This window comes from Prevotella pallens (genome assembly GCF_900454935.1).
Lineage (GTDB): Bacteria > Bacteroidota > Bacteroidia > Bacteroidales > Bacteroidaceae > Prevotella > Prevotella pallens.
This window is the reverse complement of record NZ_UGTP01000001.1, coordinates 561206-582238: the sequence shown is the minus strand read 5'-3', so window position 1 is coordinate 582238 and position 21033 is coordinate 561206. Positions and strand designations below refer to the sequence as shown.

11 protein-coding genes and 3 pseudogenes are annotated in these 21033 nt (G+C 34.9%); 10 read left to right on the top strand and 4 right to left on the bottom strand.

The window, feature by feature from the left end:
- Positions 1-149 precede the first annotated feature (149 nt).
- Complete coding sequence (locus DX009_RS02550; RefSeq protein ID WP_115082903.1) at positions 150-1937, bottom strand: hypothetical protein; 1788 nt, start codon at positions 1935-1937, stop codon at positions 150-152.
- A gap of 1000 nt (positions 1938-2937) precedes the next feature.
- Between DX009_RS02550 and DX009_RS02545 the strand changes: the two genes are divergently transcribed.
- The gene (locus DX009_RS02545; protein WP_040595430.1) at positions 2938-3486 is read left to right on the top strand and encodes an outer membrane beta-barrel protein; all 549 of its coding nucleotides are present in this window, start codon (positions 2938-2940) and stop codon (positions 3484-3486) included.
- A 227-nt stretch (positions 3487-3713) separates the two neighbouring features.
- Here DX009_RS02545 and DX009_RS13805 read toward each other — a convergent pair.
- A pseudogene (locus DX009_RS13805) lies at positions 3714-3812 on the bottom strand (transposase); the annotation flags it as partial.
- Between the two features lie 1083 nt (positions 3813-4895).
- Positions 4896-6095, bottom strand: a complete 1200-nt coding sequence (locus DX009_RS02535; protein ID WP_115082902.1) for an MFS transporter — start codon at positions 6093-6095, stop codon at positions 4896-4898.
- Between the two features lie 158 nt (positions 6096-6253).
- Between DX009_RS02535 and DX009_RS02530 the strand changes: the two genes are divergently transcribed.
- Positions 6254-7189: an AraC family transcriptional regulator gene (locus DX009_RS02530; RefSeq protein ID WP_181792306.1), complete on the top strand. Its 936-nt coding sequence runs from the start codon at positions 6254-6256 to the stop codon at positions 7187-7189.
- A gap of 192 nt (positions 7190-7381) precedes the next feature.
- Here DX009_RS02530 and DX009_RS13480 read toward each other — a convergent pair.
- Positions 7382-7573: pseudogene (locus DX009_RS13480) on the bottom strand (IS982 family transposase); the annotation flags it as partial.
- 257 nt (positions 7574-7830) lie between these two features.
- On the opposite strand from DX009_RS13480, the gene dnaG reads away from it, so the two are divergent.
- The 8 genes and pseudogenes from dnaG to DX009_RS02480 all read left to right on the top strand — a co-directional run bounded on the left by dnaG (position 7831) and on the right by DX009_RS02480 (position 20801).
- Positions 7831-9762: a DNA primase gene (gene dnaG / locus DX009_RS02520; RefSeq protein ID WP_115082899.1), complete on the top strand. Its 1932-nt coding sequence runs from the start codon at positions 7831-7833 to the stop codon at positions 9760-9762.
- A gap of 42 nt (positions 9763-9804) precedes the next feature.
- Positions 9805-11229 carry a cardiolipin synthase gene (gene cls / locus DX009_RS02515; RefSeq protein ID WP_115082898.1) on the top strand — a complete coding sequence of 475 codons (1425 nt, stop codon included), beginning with the start codon at positions 9805-9807 and terminating at the stop codon, positions 11227-11229.
- Between the two features lie 1139 nt (positions 11230-12368).
- A complete protein-coding gene (locus DX009_RS02505) occupies positions 12369-15137 on the top strand; it encodes a TonB-dependent receptor (RefSeq protein WP_115082897.1) in 2769 nt (922 codons plus the stop codon).
- 26 nt (positions 15138-15163) lie between these two features.
- Positions 15164-16474 carry a DUF4876 domain-containing protein gene (locus DX009_RS02500; RefSeq protein ID WP_115082896.1) on the top strand — a complete coding sequence of 437 codons (1311 nt, stop codon included), beginning with the start codon at positions 15164-15166 and terminating at the stop codon, positions 16472-16474.
- Positions 16461-18011 (top strand): DUF6850 family outer membrane beta-barrel protein, encoded by a 1551-nt coding sequence (locus DX009_RS02495; RefSeq protein WP_245944566.1) that lies wholly within the window; start codon positions 16461-16463, stop codon positions 18009-18011. The genes DX009_RS02500 and DX009_RS02495 overlap by 14 nt, the downstream gene beginning before the upstream one ends.
- 44 nt (positions 18012-18055) lie before the next feature.
- Positions 18056-19660 (top strand): leucine-rich repeat domain-containing protein, encoded by a 1605-nt coding sequence (locus tag DX009_RS02490; RefSeq protein WP_115082895.1) that lies wholly within the window; start codon positions 18056-18058, stop codon positions 19658-19660.
- Between the two features lie 191 nt (positions 19661-19851).
- Positions 19852-20029: pseudogene (locus DX009_RS13475) on the top strand (IS30 family transposase); the annotation flags it as partial.
- A 154-nt stretch (positions 20030-20183) separates the two neighbouring features.
- Positions 20184-20801: a hypothetical protein gene (locus DX009_RS02480; protein WP_115082894.1), complete on the top strand. Its 618-nt coding sequence runs from the start codon at positions 20184-20186 to the stop codon at positions 20799-20801.
- Positions 20802-21033: the final 232 nt, after the last annotated feature.

Here is a 21033-nt window from a genome sequence, read left to right as displayed (position 1 = left end):
TAATATACTGTTATACTATTATTTTCTGACGATGCACTAACAATATTGTGTGTAAATTAATTTGTTTATACCATAATATATATAACAAAAAAGCACGCCAAGCGAATTAAAATTCTCTTAGCGTGCAATATTATATGGTAATAGAAAAATTAGTTCACAAACTTCACAGTATATTTGCTACCATCAGCAAAGTGTGCTGTAGCCATAAATAAGCCATGACCAAGCGTAACTGGAGTAATAGTATTTGCAGAAAGTGTAATACGCGAAACAACACAACCGTTAAGATCGGTAATATCTACAGTACAGTTTGCAGAACTTTGTAACGATAAATTGCCCATTGCATGACTAATAGTCAATGCTGACGAATTAGTTTTGATATTATTTATGCCAGCTGCTTCAGCTTCTTTATCAGGCAATACAGTTAATGGGTAGAAACAAAGCTTACCATCTATATAAGTTTTGCCCACCATACCAAAAATAATGAAATGTTTTGTGCCAGCTTCAATGAATTGTGAGAACTGGAAATCGTCTGGATATATATTTTGCAATATAAACTGGTTACCTTTCATATCGGCAATTTCAATTCGTCCGTTAGGATAACGGTCAATTTGGTTGAGTGGTTCCACTAAACTAATGCCAGTAAGAGCTAAAGGATAGGCTGCAAAAGTTTTAGGATCTTTTGTTAGTATGCTAAGATCGTCGCAAACAAAGTTACGGAAGTGGAAACTAGAATTTTGTACGTCTTCAATTTCTGGCTTACTATCGAGACGGAACACCAAATTATTATCGACTAATAATAGTTGTCCACGCATTTTCTTCACAATTTGGTCGTGTGGAGATAGTTTTGCAGAGTAATCAAGATAATTAGGGTCGTCTACCAATATGCCAGATTTTCCATCGAATAGCCATTTTTGCGCACGTGTTCTTTTAATCCAGTTAACAAATATGCTATCGGTGCCATTTGGAACTAAATCGTAGAATTTTCCAACCTCTGCACGGCGCAATGCTGTTATACCTTTAATGGTTTTACTAACTGGTCGTACATAAAAATCAAAGTTAGTTTCTAAAGGTCCTACCCATGGTTTATCGTCGGCAGCACGCATAAATTTTGCACTGAAATGATGTTTTCCTTCGCTTAAATTATTCATTTTGAAGCGAATATTTTCGGGCATTATATAATAGTTTACAGGTTCGTTATTGTCTACTTGTGTTTGAATATAAGTATCGGCATACGGACTACCTTTTTCGCCAAAGAAGAACGAAGATCCACTCATTAGCGGAGTAAAAGTAATGCTATCTTGCGATGTTTCGTAACCATCGTAAATGCGTTCTGGCTGAATATACCAAGGCACTTCAATATTTACTCCCTGTGTTACATATATATTGTCTACCAAAATACGCCAATTGCTTCCATATCCTATCTTATCGGTAAAGCGTATTCTAAAGCGGAATGGGTCGCCATAGAAAGGAGAATCGAACGAAACCATAGGTGTAACATCTGTATCGTCGAATATTAATGGTTTGCTTAGCCAATGTTTTCCATCGTCTTCTGTAACTTCTACGAACCATGCTTCGCTACTACGGCTAATTGTACGGTCCATTCCAGAGTGTCCGAAACAAAAAGCTACAGAACCACCATGAACAGTATCGAGAAGTTCGAGTGAAGCTGGCTCGTTATTTGGTGTTCCTGAAAGAATTTCTACAGCGCGTTTGCCTTGTGGAATGCCATTTATAGAAGAATCTGTAATACGTGCGTTGTGTAATCGCCAACGTTTTCCATTAATGGTAATAATTTGGTCGGTAAAATCGGTTGTTGCTGCATTTTCAAAATCGCAAAAATACGCAGGTTTTGGGGCAATGGTGCCAGTTTCTTGTGCACTTGTTGTTTGCACATTAGCAGCAAGTGCTGCCAGAGTAAGTAGAATTAGTTTTCTCATAATGTAAATATCCCTTGCTTTCATCTTCTCTCGAGGGCGGAGAAATGTAGTGGAGGGAGGTATTTTAAAATTGTTTTGAATAGTTTTCTCTGACTCCTATTTTTCTTTAGGGACGATTTTTCTTTATTGCTAACCCATCTTCCCTCCCTTCGAAAAGAGAAAAAAGAGTCTCTCTCTTTATATGCTTTTATTTTTATAAATTTTTTATTACCAATAGTTCTACCGACTTGTGGTGCTAACTTTGAGATTGTAAGCAGACCTACTTGTTTTATTTTGCATAATGCAATGTTCTAAAACCAAATTGTAGTGCAGGCTGTAGATTTAATAAAAAAGAATCTGTCTGCTTTTTCCTTCTCCAAAAGTCTGTTTATCGTGTAGTAATGTTGATTTGTGCTGCGAATATAGATATTTTTTTTGATAACAAGATAGTTTTTCTTTAAAAATCTACCAAAATGTAGAAAATTAGTGTAAAATTGGTTTCTTTTTTCGACATTACGAATAAAATACTATTATAAAATAAGGTGTAAATGTGTTTAAGCAAATTTCTAAGAAAAAAAATGCGAAATAGCAGATCGCTAAAAAAGTAATTATAAAATGGGTATTTGTAATTAAAAAAAAATTTTTTTTCATTATATTTTTCCAGTTTTATAATAAGAAAATAGCAACCTCTTATTTGCTTACATCGAATATATTGTTTTGAGCAAAATAGGAATAAGCCATTTGTACAGTATGCAATGTAATAAAATAGGTAGATAGCTATTACGCATTATGTAATTGGTAACTGCTAAAAAAAGTAATACATTGTAAAATAACCGCTAAAAAAGGTATGATATTAACGTTCGTTTACACCACTTTGAAAAAACTTGATATAAATATTTGGTTGTTCAATTTAAAAGTCTTTACTTTGCACCCGAAATCATTACTTCTCTCTCTGTTTTACAATAGAGTTTGGAGTGTAAAAAGATTAATAATTCAGTATAAACAAATTAATTTTATTAAGATGAAAAAGATTTTAATGACTCTCGCAGTTGCATTTGTTGCAGTTGCTGCCAATGCACAAGTTTATGTTGGTGGTAGTGTTGGTATTGCTTCTTCTAAACAGAATGGTGGCAAGAACGTAACAACTTATCAAGTTCTTCCAGAAATTGGTTATAATATTAATAAAGATGTAGCAATTGGTACAGTAGTTGGTTGGGGAAAAGGTAATCCTGTAAATATTCAAAACGAAAGTCGCAATTATTTTACCATTCAACCTTATGCTCGTTTTAATGTAGTTCGTACAAAATATGTAGATGCTTTCATTGATGGTGGCTTTGGTTATACTCACTACAACCACGCTTATGTAGCAACTTCTTCAAAAGACGAATGGTCAGTTGGTTTGAAACCAGGTATTGCTGTAAATCTTAGCAAGAAAGTTAGCCTTGTAGCTCACGTAGGTTTTGCTGGTTGGAAGTCTGAAAAATACGATGGTGCAAGCAAAGATTCACACGTTTGGGGTGTAAGTCTTGATGGCAACAACGTTAATTTTGGTGTTTACTACAACTTCTAAACGTACTTGCTTGGAACAAACTTAACACTTAATACTTATAGGGAGATGTCGTTTTTATAACGCATCTCTCTTTTTTTATGCCTTGAAAAATAATACCCACTATTAACTATAAATTAGTAATTAACGTGAGTTCGACGGATTCAGAACGATGTAAGGGGAGTGTAAATGATGCTTTGTGCATTGATAGACGGCTTCTTTGGAAACAGGAAATAGGTGGTAATTGCCTATAATAAGTTGATGATGAAGCGGTCAAAGTATCTATGTATGGAGTGTTCCACCTGCGAAATGTTCTTAAGTTCATCATTCACCGTTTCAATAAAGCAGCGATAACCAGAACCGTGAAAAGGAATCATTACCAGCATAACTTCTGTATTTGACATTGTAGAATTTCGATGATATTTCCTTTTTCCTGTAGGTTTTAGTGTATATTTTGCCGTCATTACATCAAAAAACTTGCAGGAATCGACTACCATACAAAATATTTCAGTAACTCCTCCATAGGTGATTATTACGGTTTTTATTTATAACTATTTGTATATTAGCTTCTTAATGCTACAACGATTTTCACTAATTACCAAATCCATAGACACTTATAATTCGTCGAGATCACGGTAACATAAAAGCAAAAACAAGAAAGACTGCAATCTATAAGAGGCTTTACGCGGATACCATCAGTAGTGAGAACATTAATCTTAATATAAAGATTTACACGCTCATAACAGCTGTTTTTTAGGGAATCTCTGCGCTTTCTCTCCTCGCATTAGAGCAGAACGGAGGGAGGGAAGAACTGTTCAGATGTAAAGATTATTCCCATCTGCTTTTTAATCTACGATCTTTTGATGTGTAAAAGGGCATGTTTTGCAATGTAAAAGGGCACCTTTTACAAGCCCGTTTGTAACCTATTGATATCTTGAAGGTTACAAAGGAGATAAAGAAGGGATATGGTAGGGAAAGTGAAAGATAGCGAAGTGAGAAGTGTAAGGATTTTTGTTACTGTTCGTTCCGTTGTGTTTTTCAAAGTAAGGTCAGTGTGCTTTGTCATCAGGGTAGCGGCTTTACCGATTCAAAAGGTGGGTGAACAGACTGAGAAACGGACGTGAAGAAGACGAAAGAAACGGCGGGATTGGCAATAAAAAATGTACCTTTCAGTCGGTGATTTTTTAACGTTCCAACGACAGTTTACAAAGAATTAATTGTGTTTCAGCAACAGAACCATGACCAATAATATGGACCATTATGGATATACTGTAAGCTGAGAGTCTACTTAATAGATTCAGCTCGCACGCTCTATGTCCTCCTTTAAAAAGGACAAAGAGCTTCACGAGCTGTAGAAGGAGAAGTTTTTAATTCAACTTATATCACTTCTCAAATGGATTACCAATATGCTTATGCTATAGAAGAAGAAGTTTTTATCTCAACTTATAGCCCTTGAATGCATAGAAAAGGATATAAGAGAAGCTGACAAAACAGATCCCATACGCATATTGAATGTTGCTAACATCCTTAATAAGTCCGAACAACACAGTGATAACAGCACCACCGATAAGTCCCATTGTCATTAGTGATGAGCCTGCCTTGGTATATTTACCCAAGTCCATAAGCGCCAAAGGCCAGAATGCAGGCCACATCAATGAGCAGCCTAATGCCATGATACCTACAGCATAAATACTATAAACACCCGGGAGTAACAATACAAGTAGCGTTCCAAACAGTGCAACGAAGCAACTGATCTGTAAGGCTTTCGTCTGTGAAAGATACTTAGGAATAAGAATAATACCTGCGATATATCCTATACTGATACTGATTGGGGTAATCCATGAGTACGTATGAGGATGAGGAAGACCTAATTCACTTGCATAATCTATAAGTGTACCCAAGACGATGGTCTCTGAACCAACATAAAAGAATATGGCAATTGCCCCAAGAACAAGATGTGGGAACTGGAAGACAGAATGCTTACTGTTTGCATAGTCGGACACTGCTGAATCTGTATCGGCGTCATCTTCTCCAGCAGCTTTCACCTCTGGCAAGGGTGATATGAGTGCTACGACACCTAAGACTACAAATAAGCAGATTATAACCAAGAACGGTTTGTCAAGATCTTCCAAGCCAACACCTCCACTATTACTTGCAAAAAGAGCAATAAACAAAGGTGATACGGGCCATGCTAACTTGTTTATCATGCCCATAATAGAGATTCTTTTTGCTGCACTCTCCGTTGGTCCAAGGATTGTTACATAAGGATTTATGGCAGATTGTAGGAACGTATTAGCTGTTCCACAAAGGAAAGATGCCAATAAGAAGATAATGAAACTCCTTTCAGCTGCAGAGAGAATAAACACTCCGAAGGCTATAGCAAACATGGCAAAAGCCGTAGCCATCGTACGCTTATATCCAATTTTACTTATCAATAAGCCTGCTGGATAACCAAAGATAAGGAACGGTAAGAACGTAGCTCCTATGAGCATATAGGCTTCTGTGGACGAAACGCTTAGCGAAACCTTCAATACTGGTACTAATAAGGAATTGATTCCCAATGCAAAGCCACAAGTAAAGAACATGAAAGCAAGGAAAAGCATTGGAATAATGAAGTTGTTTTTTTCTTTCATAGAGAATCTTTTTTGAATTAAAAATTAATTGTTATGTTTTAAAAAACCGCTTTTTTGACTACGGTTATCTTGAAAATGCAAAGTTACAACTTTTTTTTTAATAATAACATACACTATCTTTGCGTTGTTATAGAGTATATTTACATTTGCAGAAAAAGATGGTAATACTTGATAGAAAGATAGTACATAATATGCAAACCATGTGCAGTCACATTACATACACTGAGTTTAATCTACCATTTCATAGACATTCCGAATATGAACTCATCCTGTTTACCAGCGGAAGTGGGACTGAATTTGTTGGAGAGGGGGTTGCTGACTACAAAAAGGGCGACGTTGCACTTATCGGAAGTAATATTCCCCATCTGCATTTATGCAAAAGTAGAATGGGAAATAGCCAAGAAACAGAAGCTATGGAACATAGTACAAGTGAAACAATACAGTTCAGTCCAGACATGTTTCCACCCGATATTCTTAACCTACCAGACTATGAACATATTGCTGATTTGCTATCGAAAAGCCAGTATGGCATACGTTTCTATGATGAAGGATTATATGAGGACCTCCTCTCAAGGTTATCTTTGTTCGATTCACAGTCCTATACAAGGCGTCTGATTGCTTTGTATGAGATTCTCGAAAGATTATATAACTGTTCACAAACAAAGCTATTATCACCAATAGCAATCAGCCATTACAAAGCTCCTAATACCGATACTGCCATTGACAAGGTATTCACCTATTTATATAATAACTTCCAGAAGAAGATTGTTCTCACGGAACTTGCTGACTTTGTTAGTCAGAATCCGACGTCACTTTGCCGATATTTTAAGAAATGTACCAACAAGAGTATATTCCAAGTACTTGCCAACATACGCATTAAATATGCTTGTAAATTACTAACTCATTCGAACCTTACGGTCAATGAAGTGGCTTTTAACTCGGGATACAATACACCAACACTGTTTTACGAACAATTCTTAAGAGAGATACATCTAACCCCAAATGAATACAGACAACACATTAACGCTGAGAAAATCAGCAACCATATGAATATAACAATTGGTTCGCCGCAAGACTCAACACATAGTAAATAACGTGAGTTCGACGGATTCAGAACGATGTAAGGGGAGTGTAAATGATCTTTGTGCATTGATGGACGGCTTCTTTGGAAACAGGAAATAGGTGGTAATTGCCTATAATAAGTTGATGATGAAGCGGTCAAAGTATCTATGTATGGAGTGTTCCACCTGCGCAATGTTCTTAAGTTCATCATTCACCGTTTCAATAAAGCAGCGATAACCAGAATCGTGGAAAAGAATCATTATTAACATAACTTCTGCCTTTGACATTGTAGAATTTCTATGATATTTCCTTTTTCCTGTAGGTTTTAGCGTATATTTTGCTGTCATTGCATCAAAAAACTTGCAGAAGTCATCTGCCACACAAAATATTTCAGCAACTTTGTCCTCGGTGATCATAGCGATTTTTGTTTATAACTGTTTGTATATTAGCTCTTTAAAGTTATAACAAATTTCGCTAATCACCAAATTTATAGACACTTATAATTCGTCGAACTCACGTTAATTAAATGTTCGGCACATTTTAATAGCGTTACAGCCTAACAAACCAATTGTATTTAAATAGTTTGTAAAAATATTGTTTTCTGCACCGTCAAATTTGGTATACCTATTTTGTTATTGTACCTTTGTAGCAACTTCAACACTTGAAATAACTTATGATAGATAGACCAACTGTAGATAGAATTTTAGATGCAGCAAACATAGTAGATGTAATTTCTGAATATGTAACGTTGCGAAAAGCAGGTACAAGTTATAAAGGTTTGTGCCCTTTTCACGACGATCGTACACCATCTTTCTCGGTAAGTCCAGCAAAAGGAGTCTATAAATGTTTTTCTTGTGGCGAAGCTGGAAATGTAGTTAATTTTATTATGAAGCACGACCAAATGACTTATCCCGAAGCATTGAAAGTTTTGGCAAAGAAATATGGAATAGAAGTGCAAGAACGTGAACTAACTACAGAAGAGAAACAATTAGAAAACGAACGCGAATCTATGTTTCTTGTAAACGAGTGGGCTGCAAAATACTTTCATAACCTGCTTATAAATAATATAGATGGTAAGACAATTGGCTTGCAATACTTTCGAAGTCGTGGTTTTAGAGACGACATTATAGAGAAATTTCAGTTAGGCTTTTGTTTAACCGGAATGCAAGAATTTGCCAATGCCGCATTAGATGCTGGATATAAAAAAGAATTTCTTGTAAAAACAGGTCTATGTTACGAACGCGATAATGGCGAACTTATAGACAGATTTAACGGACGTGTAATATTTCCTTGGCTGAATGTAAGCGGAAAAGTAATAGCTTTTGGCGGTAGATTGCTCGATTCACGTACAAAAGGAGTAAATCAGAAGTATGTAAATTCGCCCGGTAGTGAAATTTATCAGAAAGACCATGCTCTTTATGGAATTTATCAGGCAAAAAAAGCAATTGCTAAGTTCGATCTTGTATATATGGTGGAAGGTTACACCGATGTTGTATCAATGCATCAGTGTGGAATAGAAAATGTTGTGGCAAATAGCGGAACTGCTCTCTCGGTTTATCAAATAAAATTGCTCCGACGATTTACTTCAAATATAGTTTTATTATATGATGGCGACGAAGCTGGCCAACATGCTGCAATGCGTGGAACTGATATGTTGCTTGCAGAAGGTATGAATGTAAAAGTTTTATTACTTCCAGATGGCAAAGATCCTGATGAATTGGCACGTAATTTAACAGCAGATGCCTTCAGAGAATATATAGAAAAAAAACAAACAGACTTTATTGTTTTTAAAATAAACGTATTGTTGAATGGTGTAACAGATCCAGTAAGGCGGTCGGAAGCAATAAATTCAATAGTACAAAGTATTGCCGTAATAAAAGATCCTATTTTGCGCGACACTTATTTGCGTGAATGTGCACACCGAACAAGTATGAAAGAAAATACGCTTATTGCACAAATGAATAGGTTTATTTATAACGATAAAGAACAACAACGTAAAGAACAGCAACGCGAAATAGAAAAACAGGAAAACAATCAGCAAGTTTTAAGTCCGGCTACACCTATTCAGCAGGCTTCTAAAGTAGAAATAATGTTGATTCAAACCATTGTGCGCGATGGCGAAAAACTTATTATTAGAGATGTTTTAAACGAAGAAACGGGAGAGAAAATTAATCTTAACGTGGCTCAATATATAGCATACGATCTTGGCTTAGATAACTTGTCGTTTAAGAACCCGTTATCCGTTCAAATTCTAAATGAGGCTTTGAAGCATAGTGAAGACGAAAATTTTAAAGCAGAAGAATATTTCACACATCACCCCGATATTCTTATTTCTACATTAGCTGTAAAATTAAGCGTAGATAGGTTTCAACTATCGGAAAGTATGCAAATGAAAGAGCGAGAAATTGACCTTCGCGACCGTGTAATGCATTTAATTCTCGACTATCGTATGGATTATGTGGAGCAACATTTAAAAGAATTGCAAGCAAGTTTATCTACCGAAAGCGATTTGAATAAAGTAATGGAAATTATGGGTGAGATAAAAAAACTACAAGAAATGCGTAATGTGCTTGCACGGAAATTAGGAAACGATATTGTGGTATGAGAGAGAAATATTGAATAAGCTGTAAGAAAACAAATATCTGCTATGATTTATATACACTGGATAGTTCTTGTTGCCTACACCGTAATTGCTATATTAGCTATGATAACGGTATTAATGGAGCATCGTCAGCCTGCAAAAACTATAGCATGGGTATTAGTTTTATCGTTTTTACCCTTAGTAGGAATTATTCTTTATTTCTTTTTTGGACGTCGTACTCGAAAAAATCGTAATATATGGCAAAAAAGCTTAGATCAACTTACAAAACGATCTATGATTGAATTTGCCGAACAAAAACAATTGGAACTTTCTACCGATTATCAAAGATTGATTCAGCTTTTTATGAATCAAAATTTAGCATTACCATTTAAAAACAACACTGCCGAAGTTTATGTTTCGGGATATGATTTCTTCCCTGCTCTTTTTGCAACAATAAGTAAAGCAAAACACCACATACACATTGTTTCTTACATTATAGACGACGACCCTTTAGGCAGATTGCTACGCGACACTCTTATAGATAAGGCTCGCAAAGGTGTTGAAATTAGATTTTTATTCGATGATGTAGGCTCGTGGAAAACAAAAAATAAGTTTTTTGAACAAATGCGCGAAGAAGGTATAGAGGTTCACCCCTTTATGCCAGTGCGTTTTCCAGCTTTTACAGGGAAAGTGAACTATAGAAATCATCGTAAAATTATAGTTATAGATGGAAAAGTTGGATTTATAGGGGGAATGAATTTTGCGCAACGTTACATAAAAGGAAATAAAAATGTAAAATGGCGCGATACACATATAAAAATAAACGGACCAGCTGTTTATGGTTTGCAACGTGCCTTTCTTATTGATTGGTTTTATGCAGATAGAACTCTTATAACCGATAGGAAATATTATCCAGAAATAAAAATAACGCAACCTAATAATTGCTTAATACAAATAGTTACAAGTAGTCCTACCAGTGTTTGGGAAGAATTAGAACAAGGATATATAAAAATTTTGCTAAGTGCAAAGCAATATGTTTATATGGAAACACCTTACTTCTTGCCTACTGAACCTATATTTTTTGCAATGCGAACGGCAGCTCTCTCAGGTGTAGATGTTAGATTAATGGTTTCGTTAAAAACCGATTCTAAATTAATTCAAATGGCATCGAGTTCTTATCTTGCTCAGGCTGTAAAAGCTGGTGTAAAAGTGCTGTGTTATAAAAACGGATTTAATCATAGCAAATTGTTGGTTGCCGATGATAACGTTTCTTCTGTGGGGTCGGCAAATATAGATTTCCGTAGCTTTGAAAACAATTTTGAAGCCAATGCCTTTTTTTACGACGAAGAAATGGCACAACGCATAAAAAATATATTCTTAACCGATGAAACTGAATGTGTGCTGTTGGAAGATATAAAGGAGATAAACCAAAAAAGTTTCCTTTATAGACTTTGGGAATCGGTTATTCGGTTGCTAAGTCCATTATTATAAGTTCATTATTATTAGGTGTAATGGACATTTGGTAGGCTGAAACCTCACGTATTGTCTAATTCTCACTGTAATAAGTGCGCCAGAATTCATCAGTTAATAAATATTTCTACCTCGAAACTGGCAGCCGCAAGTTATAGACTTATATAGTTGGACTATGACAAACACCATTCTTCTTTGTTATAGTAGAATGACAGGATAGCATTTTTTGTTCGTATCATATTATTTTTAGTATTTTCAAAGTTTTACAACGGTAGTATTTATCAATAAGTGATACCATGTTAAGTTTAAATGTACGTTGCTGTCATATTTAACATTTGCCGTATCTTGTTAATGGTGAGAGTATTATGCGTGTATAAGATGTGACAGATATGACATGAAAAATAAATTTATTCAAAACTTTATGTGGTGATGTAATGCTTATAGAGTGTGGTAGAAGATTCTAAATGGGGTGATTGAATTAAAGCGTAATGAACATTTGGTATACAGAAGAAATTCCTATTAGTTAAGGGCCTTGAAAACTATGTGGGTTGCCAGGTATGATATTAAAAGCAAATAGCCCAAAGTTTATGTTAATGGAAGCTACCAAAAAAACTTAATTATAAAAAAGATTTTTTTAATAATAAAATTCCGAATTTCTAATTAAAAAATAAAATTTTATAATAAAAAATTAGGGCAATTGTTTTTTATCCAAATCAGTCGTTAAAGCTTAAATATATTTTGTTTTATTATCAAGTAGATAGTCTGTCTTTACTACACAGGCGTAGCGGACTACATCAAGTTACAGAGACAAACAAGATGTTGATAAGAAAATAAAAGATGTTAGGAAACAATACCATAGTAATAAGAACTATACATATTGTGTTTAATGACCAATTTAGTTTTAATGGCAACACCTTCTTTTTATTTCCAAATTTTGCCATAAGAAGGTAGACCATAACTAATTCAAGCAAGTTTTAATAGTTATAGAGTTTATAGCTCGTCATATAACATTCGTAGTAAAAAGTTATGGCATAAAGTTCTTTTATAGATACGATAGTTATAAATTGATGGTATATTTATAACAACTATACTAAATCATTATTTTTAGGTATTGCGGAAAATGTATATTCTTATTACTTTTGCCTCGCAAATAAAAGAGGATGACTAAATTTTTATATATTATAGGCCTGCTTCTGCTTACAGCAATGTCTATAAAGGCACAGCAAACCCCAAAAATGTCTGCATATATTTTGCGTGGTTCTATTACAAATGGCGATGATGCAACAGCAGTAGTGGGTGCCACTGTACGTTTGTTTCAGCAAAATAAATTAGTGGGGGGAACTGTTTCAGGCGATTCAGGCAATTTTAGTGTTCAATGTTCCTTAAAGGGTAGTGCGCGTTTTCGCATTTCTGCCATAGGTTTTCAGGAAGTAGATACTATTATACAAGTTCCTCTTGTAAAACCTTTATATATACGTATGTATACAGGCAATAGTGCAATGAAAGAAGTGGTGGTTACAGCTTCGGAAAAGAAAGGAATAACAAGTACAACCATTATTGGACAAACAGCAATGGAGCATTTACAGCCATCTTCATTTACCGATTTATTAGCATTGTTGCCTGGAGGAATGACAAAAATACCATCTTTAGGCAGTGCTAATGTAATTACATTGCGTGAAGCAGGTTCGCCAAGCTCACAATATGCAACTTCTTCATTAGGAACCAAATTTATTGTAGATGGACAACCCATAGGTACAGATGCTAATATGCAATATATAGCAGGAGCTTTTCAAGGAGATGCCGATAATAGTAGAAATCATATAAGTTATGGCGTTGATATGCGCGAAATACCTACCGACAATATAGAACGAGTTGAAGTGGTACGTGGTATTCCATCGGTTAAGTATGGAGAATTAACAAGTGGACTAATAAATATTACACGAAAGCGTAGTCAAACACCTCTGCAAATTCGGTTGAAAGCCGATGAATATGGTAAATTAATATCAGCAGGTAAAGGCTTTTTGTTGGCAGAAAAATGGAATTTAAATGTAGATGGAGGCTTGTTAGATGCCAAAAAAGAGCCACGAAACCAATTTGAAACTTATAAGCGACTAACTATCTCTGCCCGTATACAACGAAAATGGAAATTAGGAGAACACAACATATTAGAATGGAATGGAGCAACAGACTATGCTTTAAATGTAGACAATGTAAAAACCGACCCCGAAATACAGATACATAAAGAAGACCGTTACCGTTCATCGTACCTAAAAATAGGTATGAATAATAGAATTGTATATAGAAGACTGTTGCCACTTGGCTTGCAAAGAGCCTCTTTTGCTTATACAGCGAGTGTAGCTTTCGACAAAATACATCAGACAGAAGCTGTTGCTTTGCAGCGCGATTATGTAGTTCCATTAGCTTATGAAAGTGGAGAATACGATGGGTTATTTCTTCCTTTTCAATATATAAGCAACTATAGAGTAGAAGGAATTCCATTTTATACTACTTTTAGGGGCGAAACCGAATGGACAGCACAAACAGCACTTATAAATCATCGTATTACAGCTGGAGGTGAATTTATGTTGAACAAAAACTATGGTCGTGGACAGATATTTGATATTACACGTCCGCTACATGCTTCAACAGCTCGTAGACCACGTTCATATAAAGAAATTCCAGCAACAAATATTCTTTCGTTTTATGTGGAAGATAATGCTACATTACCATTAGGAAAACATCAACTAACAGCAATGGCGGGATTGCGCACAACACAAATGCTCAATATTCCAGCAAATTATGCTATACATAGAAAGTTGTTTGCCGACACACGCATTAATGTTCAATGGGATTTTCCACAAGTTTCTGGCTTTAAATTCTTTGTTTCTGGTGGATTTGGTATGATGACAAAGATGCCAACAATACTCGATTTGTATCCCGATTATGTATATAAAGATATTACAGAAATGAACTATTGGGATGCTCGTTCAGAATATAAACGCATTCATATACGTACCTACAAACTTAGTCCGGTAAATCCTAATCTTCAACCAGCACGTAATAAAAAATGGGAAATACGTTTGGGCTTAGATAAAGGTGCACATCATTTCAGTATAACCTATTTCCAGGAAGATATGAAAGATGGTTTCCGAAGCACAGCACGAATGCGTCCATTTGTTTATAAAAAATACGATACTTCAGGTATTAATCCATCTACATTAACAGGTCCACCCTCTCTAAGTACATTACCTGTAGTAACCGATACTATATTAGATGGTTATGGAATAACAGAAAATGGGTCGCGAATAAAGAAACAAGGTATAGAGTTTCAATATTCCTCTCCACGAATTCCCCTAATTCAAACCCGAATAACAATAAACGGCGCGTGGTTCCGAACTATTTACGAGAATAGTATACCTTTATTTAGTTCAGCTCCAAATGTAGTTGTTGGTGGAATTGCTATTGCCGACAAGTATGCTGGATATTATATGAACACCGACAAATATGATAAACAAATATTTACTTCCAACTTTATTTTCGATTCTTATGTAGATAAGCTAGGTTTAATTTTATCGGCAACTGCCGAATGCTTTTGGATGAGCAGCACTAAACGTCCAGCTACATCAAGTGTTCCTATGGGATATATGGATATTACGGGAACAGTGCATCCATATACCGAAGCCGATAAAAATAATTCTTATTTACGGTGGCTTGTATTGAGTGGTACAGCTGGACAAGATATGAGTAGTAGGGAACGAAGTTATATGCTTTTAAATTTTAAAGCCACAAAGCAATTTGGAAAACATCTATCTCTTTCATTTTTTGCTGATAGAGTGTTTTATATTGCTCCCGATTATAGCGTGAATGGCTTTATTGTTAGGCGCACATTCTCTCCCTATTTTGGTATGGAAGTAGGATTAAAGATATAGAAAACAATTAATAAGAAACAAAAAAAATGAAGACATCAATTAAATTATTTTTTACAGTCGCTTTAACATTGCTTCTTTTTGGTAGTTGTGTCAATGACGATGTTCCAAATGGAGGAAAATCAGCCATTAAATATGCTCGAATAGCGTTGAATGCTAATTTACCTTCATCGTTTAACGATGTAGATTCGCTTTCGAACATTACAGTAAAATTACACAATGTATCAACAGGTAGAGACACACTGTTTGTAGTTTCAGCAATAAAAGTACCCAATAATGGTACCGAAGCAGCACAAACAATAGCTTTAGATACTATTAGAGTGGCAGAAGGTTTATACAATATAGACCTTGAAGCAAAAGCTTGTTATAGTAACAAACTAAAAACTCGAAGCATTGTTCGTGGAAATCTTATGAATCAAACATTAGTGCAAGGTGGCGGAACAGAACTTCCCGTTGTAGGAATTGATATGTTTTTCCCTAATATGGGCAATGGTTTTGTAATTGCAGAAATATTTGCAGCTCGCACTATACGTGATAGTGGAGATCCTTATACGGGAGATCAATACTTCAGAATAACCAATAATTCAGACGAAGTACTCTATGCCGATGGATTGTTTATTGGTGAAAGTGCATTTCAACAAATGATTCATCAAGATTATAAACCATATATTTTAGATAAAGAGACACCTGTACAATATTTAACTAAAGTACCAGGTATGCATGGTAAAGATCATAAATATCCTGTTCAACCAGGTGCTTCTCTCATTATTTGTGATAATGCAATTAATCATAAAACTCCCGAACGTAATCCTAATTCTTTCGATCTTTCAAAAGCTAATTTTGAATGGTACGATGAGTCTACCAATCCAAAAGTTACCGATATAGATAATCCAGACGTTCCAAATATGGAACGTCTATATACTTATTCTCGTACAATATGGGGTCCACACGATCGAGGTTTCTATTCATATATAATAGGTTTTTTAGGTGTAGACAATCAAACTTTTACAACCGACGAATCTTATCAGTACGATTATTCGTATAAGTTTACGTATGGAACAACAGTTAAAGATATGAAATTCCACGCAGTAAAAGTACCAAATACATGGATAACCGATGCTGTAGTATTAGCAATAAAAGACCAAAAGAAGTGGAATGTTATAAGTTCTACATTAGATAATGGCTATGCATGGTTCTCAAAAGTAGACCACGATAAGCAACGTTATGGTAAAGCAGTACGAAGAAAATATGACTCGAAAGCACATAAACTAATTGATACGAACGATTCACAACGCGATTTTGAAACGGTAAAGGCAGATCCGTGGTATGTTTTTAAGTAAGCTATATAATAGCATTATTATTGCAGGCGTTAGTTGTCTGCCAATTTTTGGAAGTGCGCAGAATAATATTTCTGCCACTTCTATTTCGGAGTCGCTAAATTCTGTGAGAGAAACAGAAATATATTTGCAGTATTTCAAACGCTTAACTCCGTTTAATGTTATATCTACTTTGAACGAGTATAATTCTAATTTTTCACAAGTACAAACTGGCTATCAACATAGCGAAGCATCTCTTCCAATTGATGCACAATTGGGAACAGGCGTAGAACAGATGTTTTTTAAAGCACAATCGCACATAAAAGTTGGTAAAAACTCAATTGCTTGGGGCGAAGCGTACTATGAAAATGGCAAACGATTGGGGGTATCATGGAACTTAAATAGCGATTATAAACGTGTGTTTCCATACGTAACTGCCGATACTACCACCGTATCTATGCTACGTGAATACTATCGTTTTAGAGGAGGATATGCACATAAACAAAATAAACTTACATTGGGTGCAGAGTTAAGCTATCAATCTACAATAGAATATCGTAACCGCGACCCACGTCCAAAGAATACTTCGCTCGATGTTCAATTACGTTTAGGATTGGGATACGATGTTTTGCCACAGAGAGTTGTTGCAATGTATGTAGATGCTGGAAGATATACGCAGCAAAGTAATGTTATTTTTATGAATCCTCAAGGTAATCGTGTACTTTATCATCTTACAGGACTTGGTATGCAATATTTTCGCTTTAAAGGGTTACAAAATGCTGTAAAGTATGAAGGAAACAATTATCTAATTGGAATTTCTACGCACACAAAAAGTGGGAACGGATTGCAGGCTTCTGCCGATATGTCGCACGAAAATATACAAAAACGCCTTGCTTCGGAACGAGATATTCCTATTTGCGATATATTTCAAACAAAGTGGCGAGGAGATATTTCGTGGATTAAACAGCAAAAACTATGGACTTATAAGTTAATGCTTAATGCTGAAATAGTAAAACGAGAAGGACAAGAACGCTTTTATGATAGTGGATTAACCAATTATAAGCAGATAGCAAGCTCTAAACCTTTTCTTTTTCAGCAGCAAATTGTACAATTATCATTTGCAACTTTGCATCAATTTTCGCCTGCAACATGGTTTGTTTTACAACCAAACGTGGCTTACGATGTACAAAATACACAATATTTAATGCCTGTAAGACAACTGAAAACAGCATTTATTGTGCCTTCTTTACAGCTGAAATTTTCGCAAATGTTCTCTAAAAGTTTGTTGGCTGCAAGTGTTTCGTCGCATTTTGGTAAGGCTACACATCATCATTTTGTATTCAACGAACCAGAAGTTTTTGATAAACCTGTAGAAATGTTCCGTAATAATGCAGCTATGCAGCAAGCAAATTATTGGGATTTGGAGATACAATTGCGCTACGATATTCGACTAATTAAGGTGCTTTCGTCTGTTTTTGTGCAATTACAAACTGGACACCGATGGTATAATAACAACCAGAATTGGAATAATATAGAACTGTCTATGGGGGTAACTCTCTGATAACAGTTGTTTTTTTAGACAATCAATTTTAAAAATAATAGATTATGAAGAAAATTTTACTAACAACATTCGTTATTTTGTGCAGTGTGATGACTGTTTTTGCACAAGACGATTACAAAATTAAAGAAGATGCTTACTTTAATCAGCGAGTAATAGAACTAACAAAAGCTGGAACTTTAGAGGCACAAGTTATGGACGTCTTCGAAGATGTAGATGTACAAGGCATAAAAGTTATTGGTCCAATGAACGATAAAGACCTTCGTTTTCTGGCTAAATTAGCAAAAGGTGGTACGTTACGCGACCTTCATTCTGCCAATCTTCACGAAGCAAAGTTCGAGAGTATTCCTGAAGGTTGCTTCCAAGATCTTACGTATTTTATGTATATTTACTTTCCAGAAACCTTGAAAACCATAAACGACAATGCTTTTAAAAACTGTAATTTACGTGCTGTGGTGCTTAACAATGGGTTAGAAACAATAGGAAAGTATGCTTTTTATGGAACACATAGCAAATCTCTTTCTATTCCTGCTTCGGTAAAAAATATTGGAGATGCAGCTTTTGGAGGCAATAAAGACTATACAGACGTAAAAGTTGATGCCAACAATGAAAACTTTAAAGTAGAAAATAACTTGCTTTGCAATGTAAAAGAACATAAAGTGCTGCAATGTTTTAATATGGCAGAAGGTGCAGTTGAAATACCTAACGGAATAGAATGTATCGGAGATGGTGCTTTTTCTCCACTAAAAAAAGTTACTTCTGTTAGTATTCCTGCTTCGCTAAAACAAATTGGTAGCGAAGTTTTTAGCGAAACTTATGCCTTAAACCATATTGATGTGTCTGCCGAAAATACTACATTCTCTGCAGTTGATGGTGTTTTGTTTAATAACAATCAGTCTGTTCTTTACACATATCCAGCTTCAAAAAATGGAAAAACTTATACAGTTCCTTCTACAGTAAAGCAAATTGCTGATGGTGCTTTTGCTCAAACCGGTGGACAAAATGCACATGAAGGAATGACATCTAAGGAGAAAAAAGAGTATAATTTAACTAAAGTTGTTGTGCCTGCAGGTGTAGAAAGCATTGGAAATAACGCTTTCCTCTTTAGTGGAATAACAAGTATAGACCTACCTTATACGCTGAAAAGTATTGGTAGTAGCTGTTTTTATTATACCGACCTTACTAAAATTACTATCCCAGAAGGTATAACACGATTGGAAAATTCTACTTTTGGTGCATGTGCGTCGTTAGAAAGTGTAGTTTTACCAAGCACATTAAAGTATATTGGCAAGGAAATTTTTGCTGTTTATAACTCTTCACTCACCGATATTTCTATTTATGCTACAGAAGTTCCAGAGTGTGATGCTGATGCTTTTTCTACATTCGATAATAGCGTTACACTTCATGTTATGGGCAACGCAAAGCAAAAATACGAAGACGATAGTGTTTTTGGCTCTGGAATTTTCGATTCTATTGTAGGCGATTTAACACCAACAAACGTTACAAATGCTCAACAAAATGCTACAAATGTAGTTGAAGTTGGTATTTATAATACCAATGGCGTTAGATTACAACATAAAGTTCGTGGCTTGAATATCATTAAAATGAGCGATGGTAGCGTACGAAAAGTAATGGTAAACGCACAAAACTAATAGACTATAATTAGAATATAATTCTAATATCTGCTGGTATCTATTCAACTTTTGTTGAGAAATGATACTAAAACAGGTTACAATTATTGAGTAAAGAGAGTGGAGTCTGAAAAGGTTCCACTCTTTTTCTTATTTATGGTACTCGAATGTTTCGGAGCTATTGTTTTTTTGCCGGCAGATATGCCTCATAACAGAAAGGAACTATTGAAAATGCATAGAAGTTAATCAGGCAATACATACCAAAGCTGGCTAATCTCGATAATTTCACAGAAAAAGATTGCAATGATACAGAAGAAAATAAATAGAAGACCGAGACAAAAACTAAATTTTCAAACCCCAAAATACGAGTTCTACAAAAAAATATCATAATTTTGCACCTGCTGGTTTACTCTACGGACAAACTATTTGGATACTGCAAATTCTTTCTTAGAAAAGAATAAAGTTATTTGTAGTTGATGTCTTATAATTTTATAAATAACAAAAAATGTATATTGGAAAGAAAATAAAATAGTATACTTATAAAATGGAAAAAACAAGAGATTGTCAGTTGTTTATGACCTCTAAAGATGAATTATTATTCTGCGAGGCTTTGAGGACGTTTAATTCTAATATATTTTTTTTAGATGTTAAACCCTCGTTCGAAGGGGATATAGAGAAACGTTTAGCAAAAAATGTTGCTAATTTGAAAAGCGAATTTGTTTCAATTGTCAACTTTAATCTGATTAGTAAAGATGAACTAAGTAAGTGCTATAAGATACGCAACGGATACTATCACTTTTATCAATTAGGTCGTGCTCAAATGCAATTTCTACGTTCCTTACCAGATGTAAATGTAGAAGACTGTTTACAGCATGGGAGAATCGCAGATTCGTATGATGTAAATGATATTGAAGAAAAAGTATGGAAGAATAGGGTGTATAATATTCTTAAAAAATTAGGACAGAAAGTATATTGGTACTATACTTTACCTGACGGAACAAGAAAAATTGCGATGAAGGCACAAAGTAAATTGATTGCGTTACCAGATGCCGTTGCAAACTATAATGGTAAAAACGGCAATTTTATGATTCATAATAGAGCTATGTTTGTTCCAGAAGGGATTGCGCTTGATGAAATAAACGACAATCCAAAACTTATTTAATAATCTTATAATAATATTTTTGGATAAACTAATATTGTTTTCGAACAATAAAACGGAGACTATAAGATGAACCTTAATAGAACATCTTGCAGTTCTTAGTATTCTATGTGTATAGGTTGCGCCTTGTAACGATAAATTGATTTGGTATTTTTTGAGTTGAGGAACAAAATAATTGCAAAAGAATCATCTAAAATACAGAACATGTATATTAAATTTGTAATACTCATAGGAG

What these genes read in the sequence shown, in the direction of transcription:
- DX009_RS02550 (WP_115082903.1), bottom strand. Translation starts at nt 1,937, where the DNA reads ATGAGAAAACTAATTCTACTTACTCTGGCAGCACTTGCTGCTAATGTG.
- DX009_RS02545 (WP_040595430.1), top strand. Translation starts at nt 2,938, where the DNA reads ATGAAAAAGATTTTAATGACTCTCGCAGTTGCATTTGTTGCAGTTGCT.
- DX009_RS02535 (WP_115082902.1), bottom strand. Translation starts at nt 6,095, where the DNA reads ATGAAAGAAAAAAACAACTTCATTATTCCAATGCTTTTCCTTGCTTTC.
- DX009_RS02530 (WP_181792306.1), top strand. Translation starts at nt 6,254, where the DNA reads ATGGTAATACTTGATAGAAAGATAGTACATAATATGCAAACCATGTGC.
- dnaG (WP_115082899.1), top strand. Translation starts at nt 7,831, where the DNA reads ATGATAGATAGACCAACTGTAGATAGAATTTTAGATGCAGCAAACATA.
- cls (WP_115082898.1), top strand. Translation starts at nt 9,805, where the DNA reads ATGATTTATATACACTGGATAGTTCTTGTTGCCTACACCGTAATTGCT.
- DX009_RS02505 (WP_115082897.1), top strand. Translation starts at nt 12,369, where the DNA reads ATGACTAAATTTTTATATATTATAGGCCTGCTTCTGCTTACAGCAATG.
- DX009_RS02500 (WP_115082896.1), top strand. Translation starts at nt 15,164, where the DNA reads ATGAAGACATCAATTAAATTATTTTTTACAGTCGCTTTAACATTGCTT.
- DX009_RS02495 (WP_245944566.1), top strand. Translation starts at nt 16,461, where the DNA reads ATGTTTTTAAGTAAGCTATATAATAGCATTATTATTGCAGGCGTTAGT.
- DX009_RS02490 (WP_115082895.1), top strand. Translation starts at nt 18,056, where the DNA reads ATGAAGAAAATTTTACTAACAACATTCGTTATTTTGTGCAGTGTGATG.
- DX009_RS02480 (WP_115082894.1), top strand. Translation starts at nt 20,184, where the DNA reads ATGGAAAAAACAAGAGATTGTCAGTTGTTTATGACCTCTAAAGATGAA.